Source organism: Pseudomonas sp. PGPPP4 (genome assembly GCF_002256045.1).
Taxonomy (GTDB): domain Bacteria; phylum Pseudomonadota; class Gammaproteobacteria; order Pseudomonadales; family Pseudomonadaceae; genus Chryseomonas; species Chryseomonas oryzihabitans.
This window is the reverse complement of sequence record NZ_NKID01000004.1, coordinates 193,259-215,827: the sequence shown is the minus strand read 5'-3', so window position 1 is coordinate 215,827 and position 22,569 is coordinate 193,259. Positions and strand designations below refer to the sequence as shown.

Annotated in this window: 18 protein-coding genes; 12 read left to right on the top strand and 6 right to left on the bottom strand. The window is 66.6% G+C overall.

Going from position 1 to position 22,569, the window contains the following annotated elements; genetic code table 11:
• Nucleotides 1-42: 42 nt before the first annotated feature.
• Entirely contained in the window at nucleotides 43-1,641 is a 1,599-nt protein-coding gene (locus CFE50_RS09240) for an ABC transporter substrate-binding protein (protein WP_007159545.1), read from the bottom strand.
• A gap of 246 nt (nucleotides 1,642-1,887) precedes the next feature.
• Nucleotides 1,888-2,595, bottom strand: a complete 708-nt coding sequence (locus CFE50_RS09235) for an SIMPL domain-containing protein (RefSeq protein WP_115945905.1) — start codon at nucleotides 2,593-2,595, stop codon at nucleotides 1,888-1,890.
• 177 nt (nucleotides 2,596-2,772) lie between these two features.
• On the opposite strand from CFE50_RS09235, the gene CFE50_RS09230 reads away from it, so the two are divergent.
• The 6 genes from CFE50_RS09230 to CFE50_RS09205 all read left to right on the top strand — a co-directional run bounded on the left by CFE50_RS09230 (nucleotide 2,773) and on the right by CFE50_RS09205 (nucleotide 9,591).
• A complete protein-coding gene (locus CFE50_RS09230; protein WP_027602557.1) occupies nucleotides 2,773-4,032 on the top strand; it encodes an ATP-binding protein in 1,260 nt (419 codons plus the stop codon).
• A gap of 16 nt (nucleotides 4,033-4,048) precedes the next feature.
• Nucleotides 4,049-4,609 (top strand): response regulator transcription factor, encoded by a 561-nt coding sequence (locus CFE50_RS09225; protein WP_007159542.1) that lies wholly within the window; start codon nucleotides 4,049-4,051, stop codon nucleotides 4,607-4,609.
• A gap of 124 nt (nucleotides 4,610-4,733) precedes the next feature.
• Nucleotides 4,734-6,467 (top strand): ABC transporter ATP-binding protein/permease, encoded by a 1,734-nt coding sequence (locus CFE50_RS09220; RefSeq protein ID WP_286732905.1) that lies wholly within the window; start codon nucleotides 4,734-4,736, stop codon nucleotides 6,465-6,467.
• Nucleotides 6,468-6,550: 83 nt separating this feature from the next.
• On the top strand, nucleotides 6,551-7,303 hold the full coding sequence (locus tag CFE50_RS09215; RefSeq protein ID WP_027597104.1) for a FadR/GntR family transcriptional regulator: 753 nt from the start codon (nucleotides 6,551-6,553) through the stop codon (nucleotides 7,301-7,303).
• A 133-nt stretch (nucleotides 7,304-7,436) separates the two neighbouring features.
• Nucleotides 7,437-8,348, top strand: a complete 912-nt coding sequence (kdgD, locus tag CFE50_RS09210; RefSeq protein ID WP_241810153.1) for a 5-dehydro-4-deoxyglucarate dehydratase — start codon at nucleotides 7,437-7,439, stop codon at nucleotides 8,346-8,348.
• Between the two features lie 223 nt (nucleotides 8,349-8,571).
• Nucleotides 8,572-9,591: an alginate lyase family protein gene (locus tag CFE50_RS09205; protein ID WP_241810152.1), complete on the top strand. Its 1,020-nt coding sequence runs from the start codon at nucleotides 8,572-8,574 to the stop codon at nucleotides 9,589-9,591.
• Between the two features lie 8 nt (nucleotides 9,592-9,599).
• Here the strand turns inward: CFE50_RS09205 and CFE50_RS09200 are convergent, their stop codons facing one another.
• From CFE50_RS09200 to gatC, 4 genes are all read right to left on the bottom strand, one after another.
• The gene (locus tag CFE50_RS09200; protein WP_007159537.1) at nucleotides 9,600-9,998 is read right to left on the bottom strand and encodes a septal ring lytic transglycosylase RlpA family protein; all 399 of its coding nucleotides are present in this window, start codon (nucleotides 9,996-9,998) and stop codon (nucleotides 9,600-9,602) included.
• A gap of 89 nt (nucleotides 9,999-10,087) precedes the next feature.
• Entirely contained in the window at nucleotides 10,088-11,536 is a 1,449-nt protein-coding gene (gene gatB / locus CFE50_RS09195; protein ID WP_042136092.1) for an Asp-tRNA(Asn)/Glu-tRNA(Gln) amidotransferase subunit GatB, read from the bottom strand.
• Nucleotides 11,537-11,550: 14 nt separating this feature from the next.
• Nucleotides 11,551-13,002 (bottom strand): Asp-tRNA(Asn)/Glu-tRNA(Gln) amidotransferase subunit GatA, encoded by a 1,452-nt coding sequence (gene gatA, locus CFE50_RS09190; protein ID WP_286732900.1) that lies wholly within the window; start codon nucleotides 13,000-13,002, stop codon nucleotides 11,551-11,553.
• Nucleotides 13,003-13,010: 8 nt separating this feature from the next.
• Entirely contained in the window at nucleotides 13,011-13,298 is a 288-nt protein-coding gene (gene gatC, locus CFE50_RS09185; protein ID WP_286732898.1) for an Asp-tRNA(Asn)/Glu-tRNA(Gln) amidotransferase subunit GatC, read from the bottom strand.
• Between the two features lie 232 nt (nucleotides 13,299-13,530).
• Here gatC and mreB point away from each other — a divergent pair, with 232 nt between their 5' ends.
• The 6 genes from mreB (at nucleotide 13,531) to CFE50_RS09155 (ending at nucleotide 22,525) form a co-directional block, all read left to right on the top strand.
• Entirely contained in the window at nucleotides 13,531-14,568 is a 1,038-nt protein-coding gene (gene mreB / locus CFE50_RS09180; protein ID WP_058790891.1) for a rod shape-determining protein MreB, read from the top strand.
• An 87-nt stretch (nucleotides 14,569-14,655) separates the two neighbouring features.
• The gene (mreC, locus tag CFE50_RS09175; protein ID WP_286733347.1) at nucleotides 14,656-15,864 is read left to right on the top strand and encodes a rod shape-determining protein MreC; all 1,209 of its coding nucleotides are present in this window, start codon (nucleotides 14,656-14,658) and stop codon (nucleotides 15,862-15,864) included.
• Nucleotides 15,864-16,352 carry a rod shape-determining protein MreD gene (gene mreD, locus CFE50_RS09170; RefSeq protein ID WP_286732897.1) on the top strand — a complete coding sequence of 163 codons (489 nt, stop codon included), beginning with the start codon at nucleotides 15,864-15,866 and terminating at the stop codon, nucleotides 16,350-16,352. Before mreC ends, mreD begins: the two co-directional genes overlap by 1 nt.
• Nucleotides 16,353-16,557: 205 nt before the next feature.
• Nucleotides 16,558-17,166 carry a Maf family protein gene (locus CFE50_RS09165; protein WP_286732894.1) on the top strand — a complete coding sequence of 203 codons (609 nt, stop codon included), beginning with the start codon at nucleotides 16,558-16,560 and terminating at the stop codon, nucleotides 17,164-17,166.
• Between the two features lie 55 nt (nucleotides 17,167-17,221).
• Nucleotides 17,222-18,676, top strand: a complete 1,455-nt coding sequence (gene rng, locus CFE50_RS09160; protein WP_007159529.1) for a ribonuclease G — start codon at nucleotides 17,222-17,224, stop codon at nucleotides 18,674-18,676.
• 12 nt (nucleotides 18,677-18,688) lie between these two features.
• A complete protein-coding gene (locus CFE50_RS09155) occupies nucleotides 18,689-22,525 on the top strand; it encodes a YhdP family protein (protein WP_286732892.1) in 3,837 nt (1,278 codons plus the stop codon).
• The last annotated feature ends 44 nt before the right edge of the window (nucleotides 22,526-22,569 follow it).

Here is a 22,569-nt window from a genome sequence, read left to right as displayed (position 1 = left end):
GCCAGGGCCGGGAGTCTAGCTCCCGACCCTGGCCAAGAGGCTTCACTTGCTGACGCTGACGCCGTAGAACTCGTTCAACCCGAAGGGGCTGATCTTGTAGTCCTGGACTTCCTTGCGCATCGGCATGTAGACCGTGGAATGCGCGATGGGCGTCATGGGTACCTGCTGCTTGAGCACCTGCTGGGCCTGTTCGTAGAGCTTGGTGCGCTCGCCCTGGTCGGTCACGCGCTTGGCCTTGACCACCAGGTCCTCGAACGGCTGGTAGCACCAGCGGGAGAAGTTGTTGCCACCGATGGCCTTGCAGCCGAAGAGGGTCGCCAGCCAGTTGTCCGGGTCGCCGTTGTCGCCGCTCCAGCCGATCAGCATGATGTCCTGCTCGCCGCTCTTGGAGCGCTTGATGTACTCGCCCCATTCGTAGCTGACGATCTTGGTCTTGACGCCGATCTTGGCCCAGTCCTGCTGCAGCATCTCTGCCATCAGGCGCGCATTGGGGTTGTAGGGACGCTGCACCGGCATGGCCCAGAGGGTGAGCTCGGTGCCTTCCTTGAAGCCGGCTTCCTTGAGCAGGGCCTTGGCCTTTTCCGGATCGTAGGGCGCGTCCTTGATGGACTTGTCATAGGACCACTGGGTCGGCGGCATGCTGTTGACGGCTACCTGGCCAGCGCCCTGGTAGACGGCGTTGATGATGGCTTCCTTGTTGACCGCCATGTCCATCGCCTGGCGTACCTTGAGCTTGGCCAGCTCGCCGTGCTCGACGTTGTAGGAGATGTAGCCCAGGTTGAAGCCCGGCTGCGACGGCAGCTTGAGATTCGGGTCCTTCTTCAGCCCGTCCAGATCCGCCGGACGCGGATAGACGGTGATCTGGCACTCGCCGGCCTTGAGCTTCTGCATCCGCACCGAAGGATCGGTGTTGATGGAGAAGATCAGGTTGTCCACCTTGGGTCCATCGACCTTGTCCCAGTAGTCCGGGTTGGCCTTGTAACGGATCACCGCATCCTTCTGGTAGCGGCTGAAGACGAAGGGGCCGGTGCCGATCGGCTTCTGGTTGATCTCGGCTGCCTTGCCGGCCTTGAGCAGCTTGTCGGCGTACTCGGCCGACTGGATCGACGGGAAGGGCATCGCCAGATTCTGCAGGAAGGCGGCGTCCACTTCGTTGAGGGTCATGCGCACCGTGTAGTCGTCGACCTTTTCCACCTTGGCGATGTTCTGGTCGAGGCCCATGTCGGTGAAATAGGGGAATTCGGTGGGGTAGGCCTTACGGAACGGATTGTTCTTGTCCAGCATGCGCTGGAAGGTGAACAGGACGTCATCGGCATTGAATTCGCGGGTCGGCTTGAAGTAGTCCGTGGTGTGGAATTTCACGCCCTTGCGCAGGTGGAAGGTATAGACCTTGCCGTCTTCGCTGATGTCCCAGCTTTCCGCCAGACCCGGCTTGACCTGGGTACCGCCGCGCTCGAACTGGGTCAGCTTGTTGAAGATGGTTTCCGCCGACGCATCGAAGTCGGTGCCGGTGGTGTATTGCGCCGGATCGAAGCCGGCCGGGCTGCCTTCGGAGCAGAACACCAGGTTGGTCGCCTGGGCCAGAGGTGCGCCGGCCAGCAGACCGGAAGCGAAGAGGGCAGCGAGTACGTTCTTGTGCATGGAGACCTCATGTCGGGGACGGCGCAACACGATGTGGCGTTGCGAAACAGAATGCCGATGTCTTGTGGACAGATGAGCCCACATGCACAGCTTATGCCCATGTCCATAGCTCAGGCGAGCTATTGACCCGAAGAGACTCAAACACAAAACAGATGTCGCAAAGATGTAAGACAAGGTGTCGCGGCAGGAAGTCGGTGCGCACCAAAAGTGCGCACCGAAACAGCGTTGTTACTTTTCTGCACTAGATCAGGGCATCTGTACTTCGATGGTACCGCCCGCGGTCACTTCGACGGTGGTGGTGCCGGGGGCGACATCCGGAGTCACGGCATCGCTGGCGGCCTTCATCGCCGACATGCGCAGCATCGGCAGCGGCTGGGGTACACCGCTGGTGCCCAGGTCCAGGTTGACGATGCGATAGCCCGAGCCACCCAGGGCTTCGGTGGCCAGCTGGGCGCGCGCCTTGAAGGCGGCCACGGCGTCCTTGAACAGGGCATCCTCCTGCTGCTTGCGGGTGCCATCGGCGATGGTGAATTGCAGGTTGCCCATCTTCAGGCTGCCCAGCAGCTCGCCGGTCAGCTTGGACAGGGCGGCGAAGTCGGCGCTTTCCAGGCGCAGTTCACCGCGCTCGCGCCAGGCGTTGATGGCGCGGCCCTGGTCTTCATAGACCGGATAGGTGTTGCGATTGCCCAGGGAAACGTCCACCCCCTTGACCTTGCGCGCCTGCTCCAGCGCGGCGTTGAGGGTCTTGGTGGTGTCGCTGGCCAGGGCTGCCGGATCCTGGCCCTGGCTTTCGGTGTAGAGCATGACCTGCATGCGGTCGCGCGGGACCTCGCGGCTGACCTCGGCCCTCAGGCTGATCTGGTTGTAGCGCGGCTCGTCGGCCTGGACGCCGGTGGCGAGCAGGGTACTGAACAGCGCGGCGCCCAGTACGAGCGGGCGTAGGGGAAAGGTCATGGTGTTCTCCTGATTGGCAGTTCGAAAGCGGTGTGACCGTGGGCCTGGCGGATGGTGCGTCGCTTTGCCGCGTCGGCGGCTGCGGGCGGGTACCCATCGCTATAATGCCAAGTCTGCTCTGACCGGCAGGCCCCGCGGGGCTGCCGTCTCGATCGTTTCTTGCGCCTGGAACCTCGCATGTTCTCCTTGCCTGTTCAATGGTTGTCCGCCAATCGCCAGAATCTTGGGCGCCTGGTCATCATCCGCGTGCTGGTGCTGGCCGCGCAGGCCGGCTCGGTGGGCATCGCCCGGCTGTCGGGCATCGTCCAGCTGCCCTGGACGGCCCTGGCCATCACCCTGGGCGTCTCGGCCGTGCTCTGCCTGTTCGCCGCCCTGCGGCTGACCCGCCCCTGGCCGGTCACCGAGCAGGAATACGCCGCCCACCTGGGCTGCGACCTGGCCATCCACAGTGCCCTGCTGTATTTCGCCGGCGGTCCGACCAACCCCTTCGCCTCCTATTACCTGGTGCCCCTGACCATCGCCGCGGCCACGCTGCCCTGGCTCTATACCCTAGTCCTGGCGGCCCTGACCCTGGCGGTCTTCTCGCTGATGCTGCTGTCCTACGAGCCGCTGCACCTGCTGGTGGCCAACGATGGCGCGGTGCTCAGCTACGGCATGTGGCTGAGCTTTGCCCTCTCCGCCGCGGTCATCACCCTGTTCGTCGCGCGCATGGCCACCGCCCTGCGCGAGCAGGAGAGCCTGCAGGCCCAGCGCCGCGAGCAGGCCATGCGCGATCAGCAACTGCTGGCCGTGGCCACCCAGGCCGCCGGCGCGGCCCACGAGTTGAGCACGCCGCTGTCCACCATGAGCGTGCTGCTCAAGGAGCTGCAGCAGGAGCACGCCGGTCAGCCGACCCTGAGCGAGGACTTGGCGCTGTTGCAGGCCCAGGTCGGCCAGTGCAAGCAGACCCTGCAGCAACTGGTGCGCGCGGCCGAAGCGGACCGTCGCCAGACGGTGCAGGAGCAGACCGCCGTGGAGTGGCTGGAGGCGACCATGGATCGCTGGCACCTGATGCGACCGGAAGCCACCTACAGCTTCGAGGTGGTCAGTCTGGGCACGCCACCGCGCCTGACGCCGCCGGTCGAACTTACCCAGGCACTGCTGAATCTACTCAACAATGCCGCCGATGCCTGCCCGGAGAACCTGGCCATCCGTCTGCACTGGGATGCGCGCGAGCTGTGCCTGTCGATCCGCGATCACGGTGCCGGCGTACCCCTGGCCATCGCCGAACAGCTCGGCAAGCCCTTCTTCACCACCAAGGGCAAGGGCTTCGGGCTGGGCCTGTTTCTCAGCCAGGCCAGCGTCACCCGCGCCGGCGGCACGGTGAAGCTCTACAATCACGAAGAAGGCGGCACCCTGACCGAATTGCGCCTGCCGCGGCACTACGCCCTGGCTTGAATGCCTGGAGAATTCTATGACTGACGACCTCAACAGCGGTTTCGACGACCAGCCCCACATCCTGCTGGTCGACGACGATCCCACCTTTACCCGGGTGATGGCCCGCGCCATGGATCGCCGCGGCCTGCGCGTGTCCATCGCCGACAGCGCCGAGGAAGGCCTGCAACTGGCCAAGGAAGACCTGCCGGACTACGCCGTGCTCGACCTCAAGATGGAAGGGGACTCGGGGCTGGTGCTGCTGCCCCAGTTGCTGGAGCTGCACCCGGAGATGCGCGTGGTGATCCTCACCGGCTATTCCAGCATCGCCACCGCGGTGGAGGCCATCAAGCGCGGCGCCACCAACTACCTGTGCAAGCCGGCGGATGCCGACGACGTGCTGGCCGGCCTGCTCGCCCAGCACGCCGATCTCGACACCCTGGTGCCGGACAATCCCATGTCGGTGGATCGCCTGCAGTGGGAGCACATCCAGCGGGTGCTGTCCGAGCACGAAGGCAACATCTCGGCGACCGCGCGGGCGCTGGGCATGCACCGCCGTACCCTGCAGCGCAAGCTGCAGAAGCGCCCGGTGCGCCGCTGAAGGCTGGCATCGCCCACGATCTCGGTGGGCGACAAACTGTTACATTGTTTCAGTCAGAATTCGTTCAGGCTTTCCGGCATAGGCTGTGCAGGCGTCTCGTTGAGCAGTCCTTTAGAGTCCGAGCATGTCCGAATCCGCCGTACCCGTGCCCTCCGTCTACGGGGCTTCCCGTGGGCATTTCCTGGCCCGCGTCTGGGCCCTGATCACTCCCTACTGGCGCAGTGAAGAGAAAGGCAAGGCCTGGCTCCTGCTGTCCGTGGTCATCGCCCTGTCGCTGGCCGGGGTTGGCCTGTCGGTGGCCCTGAACACCTGGTATCGCTACTTCTACGACGCCCTGCAGAATCGCGATCTGGCCGCCTTCATCCGGCTGATGCTGTACTTCTGCGGGCTGGCCGCCACCGCCATCCTGCTGGCCGTGTACCGGCTGTACCTCACTCAGGCGCTGACCATCAACTGGCGGCGCTGGCTGACCGAAAAGCATTTCGGCCTCTGGCTGTCCGACCGCAACTACTACCAGCTGGAACGCGAAGGCGGCGCCGACAACCCCGACCAGCGCCTCACCGAAGACATCCGCGACTTCGCCGAAACCACCCTGAGCCTCGGGCTGGGCTTCATCCGCACCGTGGTCAGCCTGGTGTCCTTCAGCGTCATCCTGTTCGGCATCTCCGGCGACATCACCCTGTTCGGCATCACCATCCCGGCCTACATGTTCTGGGCCGCCCTGATCTACGCCACCGTCGGCACCTGGCTGACCCACCTGATCGGCCGTCGGCTGATCGGTCTCTACAACCAGCAGCAACGCTATGAAGCCGACCTGCGCTTCGGCCTGATCCGCGTCCGCGAGAAGGCCGAGAGCGTGGCGCTGTTCCGCGGTGAGGCCAACGAGCACCGCCGGCTGCTGGATCGCTTCGGCTATGTCTGGGGCAACTACCACCTGGTGATGAACTACACCAAGCGGCTGACCTTCTTCACCGCCGGCTACAGCCAGATCGCCATCATCGCCGGCTTCGTCCTAGCGGCGCCGCGCTATTTCTCCGGCAAGATCCAGCTGGGCGATCTGATGCAGATCAATTCGGCCTTTGGCAATGTCCAGGAAAGTCTCAGCTGGTTCGTCGACGCCTACGTCAGCCTGGCCGGCTGGCGCGCCGTGTCCGATCGTCTGCTGACCTTTCGCGAGACCATGGCCGAGTTCAGCCAGGAGACCGACATCCTGGTGCCCCATGCCAGTAGCAGCGATCTGGTCCTGGAAGGTCTTTCCCTGGGTGCCGCCGGCCGGTTGCTGCTGCATCCCACCGATCTGCGCATCGCCCGTGGCGAACACCTGCTGATCGAAGGCGCCTCGGGCAGCGGCAAGAGCACCCTGCTGCGGGCCCTGGCCGGACTCTGGCGGCAAGGGCAGGGCGTGATCGGCGTGCCGCCGGGTCGTCAGCTGTTCCTGCCGCAGCAACCCTATCTGCCCATCGGCACCCTGCGCGAAGCCCTGGCCTATCCGCAACCGGCGGATGCCTATTCCAACGAGCGGCTGGCCGAGGTGCTGCAGCAGTGCCGTCTCGATCACCTGCGCGAGCATCTGGATGAAGCCCGTCACTGGGAACGCACCCTGTCGCCCGGCGAGCAGCAGCGGGTAGCCCTGGCGCGGGCGCTGCTCTATGCCCCCGACTGGCTGTTTCTCGACGAAGCCAGCTCGGCGCTCAGCGAAGCGGACGAGCGCGCACTTTATGAGCGTCTGCTGGCGGAAAATCCGGGTCTCACCCTGGTCAGCGTCGGCCATCGTCCGAGCCTGCGCGCCTACCACCGCCGCCACCTGCTGCTGGAGGGTCAAGAGCTGCGTCCTAGAGCGGTTGGAGAGGGTCGCTGATATGGACTAAGCGGTCTAAATCGGGCGTTTTGGAGAAGGGGGGTGCTATGATTCCAGAGTCCTTCCAATCGGTACGAGAATCCATGTCAGCAGCTACCGTATCCCGCCCCCGAAAAAGACCCCGCAGCCTGGCAGAAGAGGTCGTCGGAGTGCTTATTCAGCAGATCGGCGACGGCCAATTCCAGCCCGGCGACAAGCTCCCCACCGAGTCGGCCATCATGCAGGCCCAGGGCGTGAGTCGCACCGTGGTGCGCGAGGCCATTTCCCGGCTGCAGGCCGGGGGTTACGTGGAAACGCGCCACGGCATCGGCACCTTCGTGCTGGAGCGGCGCCCCGAGTCGCCATTGCCGATCGATCCGGCCACCATCACCACCCTCAAGGACGTCCTGGCGATGCTCGAATTGCGCATCAGCCTGGAAGTCGAGGCCGCCGGCCTGGCCGCCCAGCGCCGCTCGGCCGAGCAACTGCAGGCCATGTGGGCGCTGCTGGAAGCCATGCGCACCGGCGTCGAGCAGCCCGATCGCGCGGTGAGCGCGGATCTAGAGTTGCATCTGCTGATCGCCAGTTCCACCGGCAATCGCTACTTCAGCGACATCATGAGCTACCTGGGCACGGTGCTGATTCCGCGCACCCGGCTCAATTCCGCCTATCTCGCCCACGACGACCAGCAGCTCTATCAGAAGCGGCTGGATGCCGAGCACGAAGCCATCGTCCAGGCCATCGAAGACGGCAACCTCGAGGCGGCTCGTTCGGCCATGCGCCTGCACCTGAGCAACAGCCGCGAGCGGCTCAGACGCGCCCATGAAGAAATGGAACGCCAGGCGGAAGAGGTCTGAAGCAGGGCTTTGACGCCGCGATAGGCATTTTTCTGGTTGGGGCTTGCCCCTTCCATAAAGGAGGTTGTACGATGACTTACAACGGGTAGCGGAGCTGCCGCGCCCCAGTCCAACCTATGCCGAGGCACTCAAGATGACTCCACAAGAACTCAAACACGTCCTCTCTTCCGGTCTGCTGTCCTTTCCTCTGACCGACTTCGATGCCAACGGCGACTTCCGCCCCGACACCTACGCCAAGCGCCTGGAGTGGCTGGCCCCCTACGGTGCGACCGCACTGTTCGCCGCTGGCGGCACCGGTGAATTCTTCTCGCTGGAAGCCAGCGAATACAGCGGCATCATCAAGACCGCGGTGGACACCTGCCAGGGCAGCGTGCCGATCCTCGCCGGGGTCGGTGGCTCTACCCGCCAGGCCATCGCCTATGCACAGGAAGCCGAGCGGTTGGGCGCCAAGGGTCTGCTGCTGCTGCCGCACTACCTGACCGAAGCCAGCCAGGACGGCGTGGCCGCCCATGTCGAAGCCGTCTGCAAGTCGGTCAAGATCGGCGTGGTGGTCTACAACCGCAACGTCTGCCGCCTGCAGCCCCATCACCTGGAGCAACTGGCCGAGCGCTGCCCGAACCTGATCGGCTACAAGGACGGCCTGGGTGACATCGAACTCATGGTCGCCATCCGCCGCCGCCTGGGCGATCGCTTCAGCTACCTGGGTGGCCTGCCCACCGCGGAAGTCTATGCCGCCGCCTACAAGGCGCTGGGCGTGCCGGTCTATTCCTCGGCCGTGTTCAATTTCATCCCCAAGACCGCCGTGCAGTTCTACGAAGCCATCGCCCGTGACGATCACCAGGCGGTCGGCAAGCTGATCGACGACTTCTTCCTGCCGTATCTGGAAATCCGCAACCGTTGCGCCGGCTACGCCGTCAGCATCGTCAAGGCGGGCGCCCGCATCGCCGGCTACGACGCCGGTCCCGTACGCACCCCGCTGACCGATCTCAAGCAGGACGAGTACGAACAGCTCGCCGCCCTGATGGACAAGCTCGGTCCCCAGTAAGATCCGCTGTTCGAGAGGGGCTCCGGCGCCTCTCCCGCCGTTGCACAACCCGCGGCCAGTCGCCTGGTCGCGGGCTTTTTTTTGCCGGTTTTCCGGGCGGCTGGCAGGACGCCAGCGCCAGAGGGCTACCCTGGGCGGCTGACTTAAGGCGTTGCTAAGGCGCGGGTGCCAGGCTGGGGGGATACCAGCCCAGTCCTGCCACCGCTAGCCAGGGATTCCCGCCATGAGCGCTGCCTTGCTGTATCTCGCCCTGGCCGCAGCGCCCGGGCATTCGGCCTGCCTGGCCGCGACGCCACCCTCGGCCGCGGCGCTGGCACAGGCGGTCAGCCGGCCTCCGGCGCCAGAGCCCCAGGCGCTGCCGGTGATCCATACCGCAGGGACCTTGCCGCACACCGGCATCCACGATCAATCCGCCGCGGCGGTGCGCGATTTCGGTTACATGCTCGATCTGGCGCTGGCTTGGCGGGACAGTCGCGATGCCGCGGCCCTGGCACGGCTGGCGCGCTATCTCGATGCCTGGCTGCCAGGGTATCGGCCTAGCTTCCAGCCCATCGACGAAACCAACCTGGGCGGTCTCATCCTCGCCTATCGGCTGACCGCCGCGGACCTGCCCCAGGCCACGGCCCAGCGCACCCGCGCGTTCATCGAGACCCTGGCCGAGGGCTATCTGCAGCAGATGGAGGCGCATCGTGGAAATGCCCGTGGCGTCTGGAGCAACAACTGGCAGAGTCACAGGATCAAGCTGGCGACCCTGGCGGCGGGTGCCCTGGACGACCCGGCGCTGTTCGCCCGGGCGCGGGCGGCCTTCGTGGCGCAGCTGTCGGTCAATCTCAAGCCCGATGGCGAGGTGCTGGACTTCGGCGAGCGCGATGCCCTGCACTATGTGGTCTACGACCTCGAACCCCTGGTGCTGGCGGCGGCGGTGGCCCAGGGGCGCGGCGAGGACTGGCTGCACTTGCGGGGCGCTGAAGGCCAGACCCTGGCCAGGGCACTCGACTGGCTGCTGCCCTATGCGCAAGGCCAGCGCAGCCACGAGGAATTCCGCAAGACGACGGTACATTTCGATGTGCAGCGCGCCGCGGCCGGTCTGCCCGGCTATGCGGGGCGCTGGGATCCGCGGAACGCCAGAAACCTGTACTGGTCGGCCAGTCTGCTCGATCCGCGCTATGCCTCCATCGCCCGACAGCTCGCCACGGCGCCGCCACGGCTGCTATGGGCCTTTGCCCCGGCCTGTCAGGGCTAGCGCCCGTATCAGTCGAGGCTGCGGATGCTGACCCGGGAGGTCCCGTCGGCCACCATGTCGAGACGATCGGCCGCACTGCGCGACAGGTCGATCAGCCGGCGGCGGACCGTTGGCCCTCGATCGTTGATGCGCACCACCACGCTGCGACCATTGGCCAGGTTGGTGACCTGGACCCGGGTGCCGAAGGGCAGGGTGCGATGGGCCGCGGTCAGGGCCCCGGGATCGTATTTCTCGCCGCTGGCGGTGCGGCGCCCGGCGTGCCACTTGGAGTAGAAGGACGCCATGCCGGTGTCCTGATAGTCATGGGCAGCACTGGAGGACAGCGTGGGCGGGAAGCTTTCCTGACTGGCGCAACCAGCGAACAGCAGGACCAGCGACAGCAGTCCGGCACGGTGGATCCTATGCATCTCGATGCCTCCTGGCAAAACGACCGGCAGCAGCTTAAGGGGTCGGAGCGGGACTGTCAGCCCCGCTCCGTTACCCCGTGCGACCGCCGTCAGCCTTCCAGTTTCTGCTTGAGCAGCTGGTTGACCTGGCCGGGGTTGGCCTTGCCCTTGGAGGCCTTCATGGCCTGGCCGACGAAGAAGCCGAACATCTTGCCGCGCTTGGCTTCGTCGCTGGCGCGGTATTGCTCGACCTGGGCGGCGTTGGCCGCCAGGACCTCGTCCAGCATGGCCTCGATGGCGCCGCTGTCGGTAACCTGCTTGAGGCCCTTGGCTTCGATGATGGCGTCGGCGCTCGCGCCTTCGCCGGCGGCCAGCGCCTCGAACACCATCTTGGCGATCTTGCCGGAGATGGTGTCGTCCTTGATGCGCAGAATCAGGCCGCCCAGCTGGGCCGCGCTCACCGGCGCCTGGGCGATGTCCAGGTCCTGCTTGTTGAGCAGGCTCGACAATTCGCCCATCACCCAGTTGGCGGCCAGCTTGGCGTCGCCGCTCACCCGCTGGACTTCCTCGAAGTAGTCGGCCAGTTCGCGGCTGGCGGACAGCACGCTGGCGTCGTAGACCGACAGCCCGTACTCGCTCTGGAAGCGATCGCGCTTCTCGGTCGGCAACTCGGGCAGCTGACTGCGCACCTCGGCCAGGAAGGCCGGCTCGATCACCACCGGCAGGAGGTCGGGGCAGGGGAAGTAACGATAGTCGTTGGCTTCTTCCTTGCTCCGCATGGAGCGGGTCTCGTCCTTGTTGGGATCGTACAGGCGGGTTTCCTGCACCACGGTGCCGCCGTCCTCGATCAATTCGATCTGGCGCTGGACCTCGTGGTTGATGGCCTTCTCGATGAAGCGGAAGGAGTTGACGTTCTTGATCTCGGCGCGGGTGCCGAAGGCTTCCTGGCCCTTGGGGCGTACCGAGACGTTGCAGTCGCAACGCAGCGAACCCTCGGCCATGTTGCCGTCGCAGATACCCAGGTAGCGCACCAGGGCATGGATGGCCTTCACATAGGCCACGGCTTCCTTGGCGCTGCGGATGTCCGGCTCGGAGACGATCTCCAGCAGCGGCGTGCCGGCGCGGTTCAGGTCGATGCCGCTCATGCCGTGGAAGTCTTCGTGCAGGCTCTTGCCAGCGTCTTCTTCCAGGTGCGCGCGGGTGATGCCGATGCGCTTGACGGTGCCGTCTTCCAGGGTGATGTCCAGGTGGCCCTTGCCGACGATGGGATGATCCATCTGGCTGGTCTGGTAGCCCTTGGGCAGGTCCGGATAGAAGTAGTTCTTGCGCGCGAAGACGTTGCGTTCGGCGATCTCGGCGTCGATGGCCAGGCCGAACTTGCAGGCCATGCGCACGGCCTCGGCGTTGAGCACCGGCAGGGTGCCGGGCATGCCCAGGTCGACCAGGCTGGCGTGGGCATTGGGCTCGGCGCCAAAGCTGGTGGCGCTGCCGGAGAAAATCTTCGATTGGGTGCTGAGCTGAGCGTGGATCTCAAGCCCGATCACGGTTTCCCATTGCATGTCTCTATCCTTCCTCAGAAGCCGCTCGGCGCCTGGCGATGCCAGTCGCTGACCTGCTGGTACTGGTGGGCGACGTTGAGTAGCCGGCCTTCCTGGAAATAGTTGCCGAGCAGCTGCACGCCCACCGGCAGGCCATCGACGAAGCCGGCCGGCATCGACAGGCCGGGGATGCCGGCGAGGTTGGCGGCGATGGTGTAGAGGTCTTCGAGATAGGCGGAGACCGGGTCGTTGCTCTTCTCGCCGAGTTTCCAGGCCAGGTTCGGCGTGGTCGGGCCGAGAATGACGTCGACCTCGGCGAAGGCCGCGACGAAGTCGTTCTTGATCAGCCGGCGGATGCGCTGGGCCTTGAGGTAGTAGGCGTCGTAGTAGCCGGCCGACAGGGCATAGGTGCCGACCATGATGCGGCGCTTCACTTCCGCACCGAAGCCTTCGCCACGGGATCTCTTGTAGAGATCTTCCAGGTTGACCGGATTCTCGCAGCGATAGCCGAAGCGCACGCCGTCGAAGCGCGACAGGTTGGAGCTGGCTTCGGCCGGGGCGATGACGTAATAGGCCGGAATCGCGTGCTGCAGGGTGGGCAGCGAGATGTCCTTGACGGTGGCACCGAGCTTTTTCAGCTCCTCGACCACGGCCAGCACCTTGTCACCAATGCGGGCATCCAGGCCGGCGCCGAAGTATTCCCGCGGCAGGCCGATGCGCAGGCCGCTCAGCGGCTGCTCCAGGGCGGCGCGATAGTCGTCCACCGGCTGATCGACGCTGGTGGAGTCCTTGGGGTCGAAACCGGCCATGGCCTGCAGCAGCAGGGCGCAATCCTCGGCGGTACGCGCCAGGGGACCGCCCTGGTCGAGGCTGGAGGCGTAGGCGATCATGCCCCAGCGCGAGACGCGGCCGTAGGTGGGCTTGATGCCGGTGAGGTTGGTCAGGGCCGCCGGCTGGCGGATCGAGCCGCCGGTGTCGGTGCCGGTGGCGGCCGGCAGCAGGCGCGCGGCCACGGCCGCGGCGGAACCGCCGGAGGAACCGCCCGGGACCCGGGTGAGGTCCCAGGGATTCTTGACCGGGCCGTAGTGGCTGGACTCGTTGGCCGAACCCATGGCGAATTCGTCCATGTTCAGCTTGCCCAGGGAGACGGTACCGGCCGCCGCCAGGCGCTCCACCACGGTGGCGTCATAGGGCGCCTTGAAGCCGGTGAGGATCTTCGAGCCGCAGCTGGTGAGCACCCCCTGGGTGCAGAACAGATCCTTGTGGGCGAGGGGCGCACCGAGCAGGGGGCCATTCTCGCCAGCGGCGCGTCGGGCGTCGGCGGCCCGCGCCTGGGCCAGGGCCGCGTCGGCGGTCACGGTGATGAAGCTGTTGAGCTGGGGGTCGAGCTGCTCGATCCGCTGCAGCAGGCCGCGGGTCAGTTCCTCGGCGGAAAAATCCTTGGCGGCCAGGGCGGCGGCGATTTCGGTCAGGGTCAGCTGATGCATGTCGTGTCTCACTCGATCACCTTGGGGACCAGGTACAGGCCGGCTTCCACGGCCGGAGCGATGGCCTGGTAGGCCTCGCGCCGGTCGCCTTCGGTGGCCTGGTCGGGGCGCAGACGCTGGGTGGCGTCCAGCGGGTGGGCGAGGGGATCGATACCCGTGGTGTCCACGGCCTGCATCTGGTCGACGAGGCCGAGGATGTCGTTGAGGGTGGCGGTGGTAGCGGCGAGATCCGCTTCATCGAGACCCAGACGGGCCAGGTGAGCGATCTTTTCGACGTCGGTGCGTTCGAGCGCCATCGGCTTCTCCAAGCAGGAAGGCGGCGTGACCCGGTCGGTGGCCGCGTATGCTGGAGACGGGCTGGGCGGGTCGGGCGCCGCGTTGAACAGGGGCTTAACGGCCCGGAAAAGCTCTCAATCTAGCATATCGGCGCCTTGCCCTAAATCCCTGCGATTGATAGAGTCTGCCGCACTTTTTTACCCGCACGTTTGTCCTGTCGCGTGCCTGCTTGTCACCGCCTAGGGTCACCTCATGTTCAAGAAATTGCGTGGCATGTTCTCCAGCGATCTGTCGATCGACCTGGGAACCGCCAACACCCTTATTTATGTCCGCGAGCGTGGCATCGTGCTCAACGAGCCGTCGGTCGTCGCCATCCGTACCCACGGCAACCAGAAGAGCGTCGTCGCCGTCGGTACCGACGCCAAGCGCATGCTCGGCCGGACGCCGGGCAACATCTCCGCCATCCGCCCGATGAAGGACGGCGTCATCGCCGACTTCAGCGTCTGCGAAAAGATGTTGCAATACTTCATCAACAAGGTGCACGAGAACAGCTTCCTGCAGCCCAGTCCGCGGGTGCTGATCTGCGTGCCCTGCAAGTCGACCCAGGTCGAGCGTCGCGCCATTCGCGAATCCGCGCTGGGCGCCGGTGCCCGTGAGGTGTTCCTGATCGAGGAGCCCATGGCCGCGGCCATCGGCGCCGGTCTGCCGGTCGAGGAAGCCCATGGCTCCATGGTCGTCGACATCGGTGGCGGCACCACCGAGATCGCCCTGATCTCGCTGAATGGCGTGGTCTATGCCGAATCCGTCCGCGTCGGCGGCGATCGCTTCGACGAAGCCATCGTCACCTATGTGCGCCGCAACTACGGCAGCCTGATCGGCGAATCCACCGCCGAGCGCATCAAGCAGGAAATCGGCACCGCCTACCCGGGCGGCGAGGTCCGCGAGATCGACGTCCGTGGCCGCAACCTGGCCGAAGGCGTACCGCGCAGCTTCACCCTCAATTCCAACGAGGTGCTCGAAGCCATGCAGGAATCCCTGGCGACCATCGTCCAGGCGGTCAAGAGCTGCCTGGAGCAGTCGCCGCCGGAGCTGGCCTCCGACATCGCCGAGCGCGGCTTGGTGCTGACCGGTGGCGGCGCCCTGCTGCGCGACCTGGACAAGCTGCTGGCGTTGGAAACCGGGCTGCCGGTGATCGTCGCCGAAGACCCGCTGACCTGCGTGGCCCGTGGCGGCGGCAAGGCGCTGGACATGATGGATCGCCACGCCATGGACCTGCTGTCCACCGAATAAGGCAGTTCCAGGCTACAGGCCCCGCTCCGGCTGCCCCTGGCGGCCGGAGCGCCGGGCGCGTTCTGCGAGGAACTCACCATCAAGCCGATTTTCAGCAAAAGCCCGGCGCTGGGCATTCGTCTGCTGATCCTGGCCGCCCTTTCGGTGGGTGTCATGGTCACCGACGCGCGCTTCGACTACCTGAAACCGGTACGCAGCGAACTGGCGCTGGTCCTCTCGCCCCTCTATGAGGTGGCGGGCTTTCCCCTGCGCGCCTGGGAAGGCGTCAGCGATCAGTTTTCCAGCCGCACCGAGCTGATGGCGGAAAACGAGCGACTCAAGGCCGAGCAGCTGCTGCTGCAGCGCCGTCTGCAGAAACTCGCCGCCCTCACCGAACAGAACGTGCGCCTGCGCGAGCTGCTCAACTCCGCCGCCCTGGTGGACGACAAGGTGCTGGTCGGCGAACTGATCGGCGTCGACCCCAATCCCTATACCCATCGCATCATCATCGATAAGGGCGCGAAGGATGGCGTCTTCGTCGGCCAGCCGGTGCTCGACGCCAGCGGCCTGATGGGGCAGGTGGTGGAGGTGATGCCCTATTCGGCGCGGGTGCTGCTGCTCACCGACGTGACCCACAGCATTCCGGTGCAGGTCAACCGCAACGGCCTGCGCGCCATCGCCGTGGGCACCGGCAATCCCGAGCGCCTGGAATTGCGCTATGTGGCCGACACCGCCGACATCAAGGAAGGCGACCTGCTGGTGAGTTCCGGCCTGGGCCAGCGCTTCCCGGCCGGCTACCCGGTGGCCACCGTCTCCAAGGTGATCCACGACTCGGGGCAACCCTTCGCCGTGGTGCGCGCCATTCCCACCGCCAAGCTCAATCGCAGTCGCTACATGCTGCTGGTGTTCAGCGACACCCGCACGCCCGAACAGCGCGCCAATGACGCCGCCGAGGCCCAGGAAGCCGCCGATCGGCACGCGGCCCAGCGCCCGGCTGCCCCGGCGAATCCGCCGCCGGCCGGCGCCTCGGCCGCGCAGCCGGCGGCCGCCAATGCCACCCCGGCGCCCGCGGCCAACAGTGGCAGTCGCAGCGCGACTCCGGCCAAGCCACCGGCGGGGCAGGGCGGTGGTTCGGCTCATCCCGCCACGCCGACCAAGCCGCCCGCCAACGGCAGCGCGGCGCACCCGGCGACGCCGGCCAGGCCGGCGGCCCAGGGCGCGACCGCCACGCCCGCTCAGCCGGCGCCAGGCGCTAGCCAGTCGCAGCGCCGGCTCCAGCAACCCGCGCCGGAACTGCCCGACGAGGGTGATCGTTGATGGCGCTGCGCATCGGCTACAACGGGTGGGTGATCTGGCTCACCCTGTTGGTCGGGTTGCTGCTGTCCGTGGTGCCCATGCCCGAGTTCATGGAGATCGGTCGGCCGCTGTGGCTGGCCATGCTGCTGACCTTCTGGACCCTGACCCTGCCGCACCGCGTCGGCCTGCTCACCGCCTGGGTGATGGGCATCGCCGAAGACGTGCTCTACGGCAGTCTGCTCGGCCAGACCGCCCTGGTGCTGAGCCTGGTGGTCTTTCTTGTGCGTTCCCTGGCGCAGCGGCTGCGGGCCTTTCCCATCTGGCAGCAGAGCTTCGTGCTGCTGGTGGTCTATGGCATTGCCCAGCTGCTGGCGCTGTGGCTCAACGCCCTGGCCGGCAGCCGGCCGCCGACCCTGGTGTTTCTCACGCCCTCGCTGGTCAGCGCGCTGCTCTGGCCCTGGATCTATCTGCTGCTCCGCGGGCTGCGCCTCAGATTCGGCGTCAACTAAGGCTTGTCTGAAAAGTCGCTGAGCGAAGGTCAGGCAAGGCAAAAATCAGCGAGGAAGCGGAGTTTACGAAGGGTAAATGAGCATTCCGAGTTGATTTTTAACGCCGCATGACCGAGCGCAGGCACTTTTCAGACAAAGCCTAAGCTGGTTTCACCTGCAACAGGCTGGCATTCTCCCGTCATCCCCTGTCGTCTGGTTGTTGTCGATGCCTCAGCTCTACCTTGCCTCCGCTTCGCCCCGCCGCGCCGAGCTGCTCGAACAGATCGGCGTGGGCTTCCAGAAGGTCGCCGCAACCGTGGACGAAACCCCGCATCCGGGGGAAGCCGCAGACGCCTATGTCGAACGCCTGGCGCGGGCCAAGGCGGCCATGGGCTGGCAGGTGCTGGCCGGTGCCTCCAGTGGCTGCATGCTGGGCGCCGACACCTGCGTGGTGCTCGATGACCGGCTGCTCGGCAAGCCCCGGGATCGCGCCGACGCCCTGGCCATGCTCGCGGCGCTCAGCGGGCGCCGGCATCGGGTGGTGACCGGCGTCGCCGTTGCCGATGGCGAGCGCTGCCTGAGTCGCGTGGTGTCCGCCGAGGTGGAATTCCGCCCCCTGGCGCCCGGCGAGGCCGAGCGCTACTGGGACACCGGCGAGCCGGCCGACAAGGCCGGCAGCTACGCCATCCAGGGCGCCGGCGCGGTCTTCGTGCGTGGCCTGCACGGCAGCTACAGCGCCGTCGTAGGGCTGCCGCTGTGCGAGACCGCGGAACTGCTGAGCGCTTTCGCCATCCCTTGTTGGCGGTCTGTCGGACGGCCGACCGCCCAGTCCTGAGGCGCCCGGCGCCTCGGCCTCCCTTCCGCCCTTCCACGTCGTCCAAGAGTCCTCCATGAGCGAAGAGATCCTCATCAACATCACTCCCATGGAGTCCCGTGTCGCCGTCGTGGAAAACGGTGTGCTGCAGGAGGTGCACGTCGAGCGTACCCTCAGGCGCGGCATCGTCGGCAACATCTATCGCGGGCGGGTGGTGCGGGTGCTGCCGGGCATGCAGGCGGCCTTCGTCGACATCGGCCTGGCCCGCGCGGCCTTCATCCATGCCGCCGAGATCTCCCAGCGCGAAGGCGCGGCGGTGGAAAGCATCAACGCCCTGGTGCGCGAAGGCCAGACCCTGGTGGTGCAGGTCACCAAGGACCCCATAGGCACCAAGGGCGCCCGCCTCACCACCCATCTGTCGATCCCTTCGCGCTACCTGGTCTATATGCCGCGCACCTCCCACGTCGGCATCTCGCTGAAGATCGAGGACGAAGCCGAGCGTGAACGACTCAAGGCGATCATGGCGCGCTGCGTGGAGAGCGAGGGCATCGAGCACGAGGGCGGCTTCATCCTGCGCACCGCCGCGGAGGCGGCGCGCGAAGAAGACATCCTCGCCGACATCCGCTACCTGCGGCGGCTCTGGCAGCAGATCTCCGGCAACCTCCAGGGACCCACGCCGGTGCCCATCTACGAAGACCTGACCCTGGCCCTGCGCGCCCTGCGCGATCTGGTCGGGCCGCGCACGGAAAAGATCCGCGTCGACAGCCGCGAGAATTTCCAGCGCATCGGCCAGTTCGTCGAAGAGCTGATGCCCGAGGTGGCGGCGCGGCTGGAACACTACCCGGGGGAGCGGCCGATCTTCGACCTCTATGGCGTGGAAGACGAGATCCAGAAGGCCCTGGAACGCAAGGTGCTGCTCAAGTCCGGGGGCTATCTGGTGATCGATCCCACCGAGGCGATGACCACCATCGACGTCAACACCGGCGCCTTCGTCGGCCATCGCAATCTGGAAGAGACCATCTTCAAGACCAATCTGGAGGCGGCCACCGCCATCGCCCGCCAGCTGCGGCTGCGCAATCTCGGCGGCATCATCATCATCGACTTCATCGACATGGAAGACGAAGAGCACCAGCGCCAGGTGATCCGCACCCTGGAAAAGCAGCTCGAACGCGACCATGCCAAGACCAACATCATCGGCATCACCGAACTGGGCCTGCTGCAGATGACTCGCAAGCGCACCCGCGAGAGCCTGTCCCAGGTGCTCTGCGAGCCCTGCGCCAATTGCCAGGGTCGCGGCATCCTGCGCACCGCCGAGACCATCTGCTACGAGATCTTCCGCGAGATCCTGCGCGAGGCGCGGGCCTACCAGGCCAATTCCTATCTGGTGCTGGCCAACCAGAAAGTGGTGGATCGACTGCTGGACGAGGAGTCGGGCAACGTCGCCGACCTCGAAGCCTTCATCGGCCGCACCGTCAAATTCCAGGTGGAGACCATGTATTCCCAGGAGCAGTACGATGTCGTGCTGCTCTAGGTCCGCGTCTTGATGGCCCTGCTCAAACGCGGCGCGCTGGGTCTGGCGCTGCTGGCGCTCGTCCTGGTGACGCTCTACCTGGGCCTGGGTCGGCTGCTCATGCCCTGGGTCGGCGAATACCGTAGCGAGGTCGAGGCACGCGCCGCGGCGGCGCTCGGCGAACCGGTGCGCCTGGGCCGCCTCGAAGGGCGCTGGGCCCGCTGGAATCCAGTGCTGATCCTGCGCGACCTGTCCCTGGGCCGCGGCGAAGGCACGGTGCAGCTGGATCATCTCCAGGTGGTGCCGGATGTCTTCGGCAGCCTCTGGCATCGCCAGCTGCGACTCAAGTCCGTGCAGGTCGATGGCGTCCATCTGGTCCTGCAGGAAGACGCCCAGGGGCACTGGCAACTGCGCGGCCTGCCGCCCCGGGCACCGGAGGCCAAGGCCTTCGATCCGGGTCCGCTGCTCGATGGCCTGGCACGTCTGGGCCATGCCAGTCTGCTGGACAGCCAGCTCAGCCTGATTCCCCAGCAAGGTTCACCCGTGACCCTGAGGTATGCCGAAGCCAGTCTGTCCCGGCAGCTCGGCGGCGCCCTGGAACTGGCGACCCGATTTCGGCTGCCCGATGGCGGCGCGGTCGCGGCGCACTTCACTGCCGTGCCGCGTCCCGAGGACTGGCGCGCCAGCACCCTCGAAGGCTATCTCAGCCTGCCCGCCAGCGACTGGTCCCGCTGGGTGCCGGCGGCCCTGACCCGGCAGTGGCAACTGCGGCGTGCCCAGGCGGAAGGCGAACTCTGGTTCGCCTGGAGCGAAGGGCGGTTGCAGCGTTCCCACCTGCGGCTGAAGGCGGATGACCTGACGCTCGCCTATGCTGACCATCCTCCGGTGCGCCTGCAGGCCCTGACCCTGGACGCCGACCAGCAGGCCGGCGCCGCCAGCCAGTACAACGGGGCTCTGGCGCTCAAGGCCCAGCTCGACGGCAAGCCGCTGGAGGCCCGCTATGGCCTGGGCTATGACAGCGCCGCCCAGCACCTGCAGGTCCGTGGCGACCAGCTGGATCTCCGGCAGGCCGCCCGGCTGGCGCGGGATCTGGCGCCCCTGCCGGCGCCGGTCGCCCAGGCGCTCCAGGCCCTGGCGCCCCATGGCCAGCTGCGCAACCTCAACGCCGACGTCTATCCGCAGAAGCCGCTGCGCGAGCGCCTTTCCTATGCGGCCAACCTGGAGCGGGTGGGCTTCGCCGCCTACCACGGCGCCCCGGCCGCCGAGGGCGTCAGCGGCAGCCTGAGCGGCAGCCTGGGCGGCGGCGAGCTGCGCCTGGACACCACCGATTTCATGCTGCACCTGAGCGATATCTTTCCCGAACCCTGGCGCTATCGCACCGCCAAGGCGCGGCTGACCTGGAGTCTCGACGACCAGCGTTTCACCCTGGGCAGTGCCCTGATGCAGGTCACCGGGCCGGAAGGCGCCGCCAGTGGCGACATGCATATCCAGCTTGGCCTGCATCCGGAGGTGGACAGCTACATGGACCTGCGCGTCGGCCTCAAGGATGGCGACGCCAGCTACACCCGCAAGTACCTGCCAACCAAACTGCCGGCCACGGATTTCAGTCCGGAGCTGGCCCAGTGGCTGACCACCGCCATCGTCGGCGGCCGCATCGACGAGGGGATCTATCAGTACCAGGGCTCGCTGCGCCACGGCTCCCCGGCGCATTCGCGCACCATGAGTCTGTTCTTCCGGGTGCACGACGCCCAACTGGCCTATCAGCCCGGCTGGCCCGCCCTGCGCGAGGCCCGTGGCGATGTCTTCATCGAAAGCGACGGGGTCAAGGTGCAGGTTCCCGAAGGACGCATCCTCGACACCCGGGTCCGGGACGTCGAGGCGCGCATCCCGCTGCTGCACGATGGCAGCGCACCGCACCTGCGGCTCAGCGCGCGACTCGACAGCAGCGTGCGCGATGGCCTGAAGATCCTCCAGGACACGCCGCTGCCGACCGCCAAGGTGTTCGCCGGCTGGAAGGGCGAGGGTGCGCTCGCCAACAGCAGCCTGAATCTGGACATCCCCCTGGCCAAGGGGCAGCCACCGGTGGTGGTGGTCGAGCTGACACCGGACAAAGCGCGTCTGGAACTGGCCGATCCCCAGCTGACCCTCACCGACCTGCGCGGCAGCTTTCGCTACGACACCCGCAGCGGCCTCAGCGCCCCCGACATCCAGGCGCGGGTCTTCGACCAGCCCATCCGCGGTCAGGCCCTGGCCGAAGGCAAGCCCGACGATCCGCGCACCCGGCTGGTGGTGGATGGTCGCGTCGACGTCGACCAGCTGGCACGCTGGCTGGGCAGCGAAGGCCGACCCATCCCAGCGCGTGGCCTGCTCGGCTATCGCCTGGGCCTGACCCTGGCCGAGCACAGCGAATTGGCAGTCACCTCGGATCTGCGCGGCGTCACCGTCGACCTGCCGGCACCCTTCGGCAAGAAGGCCGACGAGTCGCGCGAAGGCTTCTTCAGCCTGGCCCTCAACGACGGTGAACGGCGGGTGGAGGCGACCTACAAGGGCCTCGCCGATGCCGTGCTGATGCTCGACCCCAAGGCCATCGCCAAGGGCCGCGGCGAGATCGTACTGGGCGGCGGCACCGCCAATCTGCCCACGGCCGCCGGCTACGACCTGCGCGGCCAACTGGCGGAATTCGACCTGGCGGCCTGGCAGGACGTCTATCAGCGCTATGGCAAGGCCAGTGGCGGTGGTAGTGGTGGCGCAGGGCAGGGCGGTGGCAATACCCTGGACATCTCCAGCCTCGGGCGGGGCGATCTCAGCTTCGGGCGCTTCCTGGCGTTCGGTCAGCAGATCGACAACCTGCGCCTCACCTATGAACCCCAGGGCAATGCCTGGCAACTCGGCCTGGCCAGTCAGACCATCGCCGGCCAGGTACGCATTCCGCGCCAGACCGGCCAGCCGATCGACATCAACCTGCAGCACCTGCGCATTCCCCAGACGCCGGCGGATCCCTCGGTGGAAAGCGCTGCGCCACGTCCCGATCCCCTGGCCGACGTCGATCCGCGCGCCCTGCCGGCGCTGAATCTGGCCATCGACCGTCTGGAGCTGGGCGGCAGGCTGGTCGGCGCCCAGCGCCTGCAGCTCAGGCCCTCGCCGTCAGGCGCCAATTTCAACGCCCTGGATCTCGACCTGCGCGGCCTCAAGGTGCAGGGCGCCCTGCGCTGGGAAGGGGCGCCGGGGGCGACCCACAGCTACTACCAGGGGCGTCTCGCGGGCGGCAACATCGCCGATATCCTGCTGGGCTGGAATTTCGCCTCCAGCGTCACCAGTCGCGATTTCCGCCTGGATGCCCGGGTCGACTGGCCCGGCTCGCCGGCCTATGTCGCCCTGGCCCGCCTCAATGGCAGCCTCGATGCCCGCTTCAACGACGGCCAGCTGCGCCAGGTGGAGGGCACGGCCTCGGCGCTGCGCATCTTCGGCCTGCTCAACTTCGAATCCATCCGCCGCCGCCTGCGACTGGATTTCTCCGATCTGTTCGGCAAGGGCCTGAGCTACGACAGCATCACCGGCGTGCTCGATGCCCAGCAGGGCGCCTTCCGCACCCGCAAGCCCATCAGCCTCAGCGGGCCGGGTGCCGAGATGAGTCTGCAGGGCCTGCTGGACATGGCCAGCAACCGCGTCGACGCCAATCTCAAGGTCGGCTTGCCGGTCAGCAACTCCCTGCCGCTGGCCGCGCTGATCGCGGGGGCCCCGGCCATCGGTGGCGCGCTGTTTATCGTCGATCGGCTGATCGGTGATCGCATCACCCGCATGGCCAGCATCAACTATCACATCGAAGGCCCCTGGCAGAATCCGACCATGACCACGGGCAAGCGCGATTGAGCATTGCCCTGCGACCGCCCCGCTGCTTAGGATGGACGCTCCCT

What these genes read in the sequence shown, in the direction of transcription:
- CFE50_RS09220 (WP_286732905.1), top strand. Translation starts at nt 4,734, where the DNA reads ATGTCCGAATCCGCCGTACCCGTGCCCTCCGTCTACGGGGCTTCCCGT.
- gatC (WP_286732898.1), bottom strand. Translation starts at nt 13,298, where the DNA reads ATGGCGCTCGAACGCACCGACGTCGAAAAGATCGCTCACCTGGCCCGT.
- CFE50_RS09240 (WP_007159545.1), bottom strand. Translation starts at nt 1,641, where the DNA reads ATGCACAAGAACGTACTCGCTGCCCTCTTCGCTTCCGGTCTGCTGGCC.
- CFE50_RS09155 (WP_286732892.1), top strand. Translation starts at nt 18,689, where the DNA reads ATGGCCCTGCTCAAACGCGGCGCGCTGGGTCTGGCGCTGCTGGCGCTC.
- gatB (WP_042136092.1), bottom strand. Translation starts at nt 11,536, where the DNA reads ATGCAATGGGAAACCGTGATCGGGCTTGAGATCCACGCTCAGCTCAGC.
- CFE50_RS09235 (WP_115945905.1), bottom strand. Translation starts at nt 2,595, where the DNA reads ATGACCTTTCCCCTACGCCCGCTCGTACTGGGCGCCGCGCTGTTCAGT.
- CFE50_RS09215 (WP_027597104.1), top strand. Translation starts at nt 6,551, where the DNA reads ATGTCAGCAGCTACCGTATCCCGCCCCCGAAAAAGACCCCGCAGCCTG.
- CFE50_RS09205 (WP_241810152.1), top strand. Translation starts at nt 8,572, where the DNA reads ATGAGCGCTGCCTTGCTGTATCTCGCCCTGGCCGCAGCGCCCGGGCAT.
- kdgD (WP_241810153.1), top strand. Translation starts at nt 7,437, where the DNA reads ATGACTCCACAAGAACTCAAACACGTCCTCTCTTCCGGTCTGCTGTCC.
- mreD (WP_286732897.1), top strand. Translation starts at nt 15,864, where the DNA reads ATGGCGCTGCGCATCGGCTACAACGGGTGGGTGATCTGGCTCACCCTG.
- CFE50_RS09225 (WP_007159542.1), top strand. Translation starts at nt 4,049, where the DNA reads ATGACTGACGACCTCAACAGCGGTTTCGACGACCAGCCCCACATCCTG.
- CFE50_RS09165 (WP_286732894.1), top strand. Translation starts at nt 16,558, where the DNA reads ATGCCTCAGCTCTACCTTGCCTCCGCTTCGCCCCGCCGCGCCGAGCTG.
- gatA (WP_286732900.1), bottom strand. Translation starts at nt 13,002, where the DNA reads ATGCATCAGCTGACCCTGACCGAAATCGCCGCCGCCCTGGCCGCCAAG.
- CFE50_RS09200 (WP_007159537.1), bottom strand. Translation starts at nt 9,998, where the DNA reads ATGCATAGGATCCACCGTGCCGGACTGCTGTCGCTGGTCCTGCTGTTC.
- CFE50_RS09230 (WP_027602557.1), top strand. Translation starts at nt 2,773, where the DNA reads ATGTTCTCCTTGCCTGTTCAATGGTTGTCCGCCAATCGCCAGAATCTT.
- rng (WP_007159529.1), top strand. Translation starts at nt 17,222, where the DNA reads ATGAGCGAAGAGATCCTCATCAACATCACTCCCATGGAGTCCCGTGTC.
- mreB (WP_058790891.1), top strand. Translation starts at nt 13,531, where the DNA reads ATGTTCAAGAAATTGCGTGGCATGTTCTCCAGCGATCTGTCGATCGAC.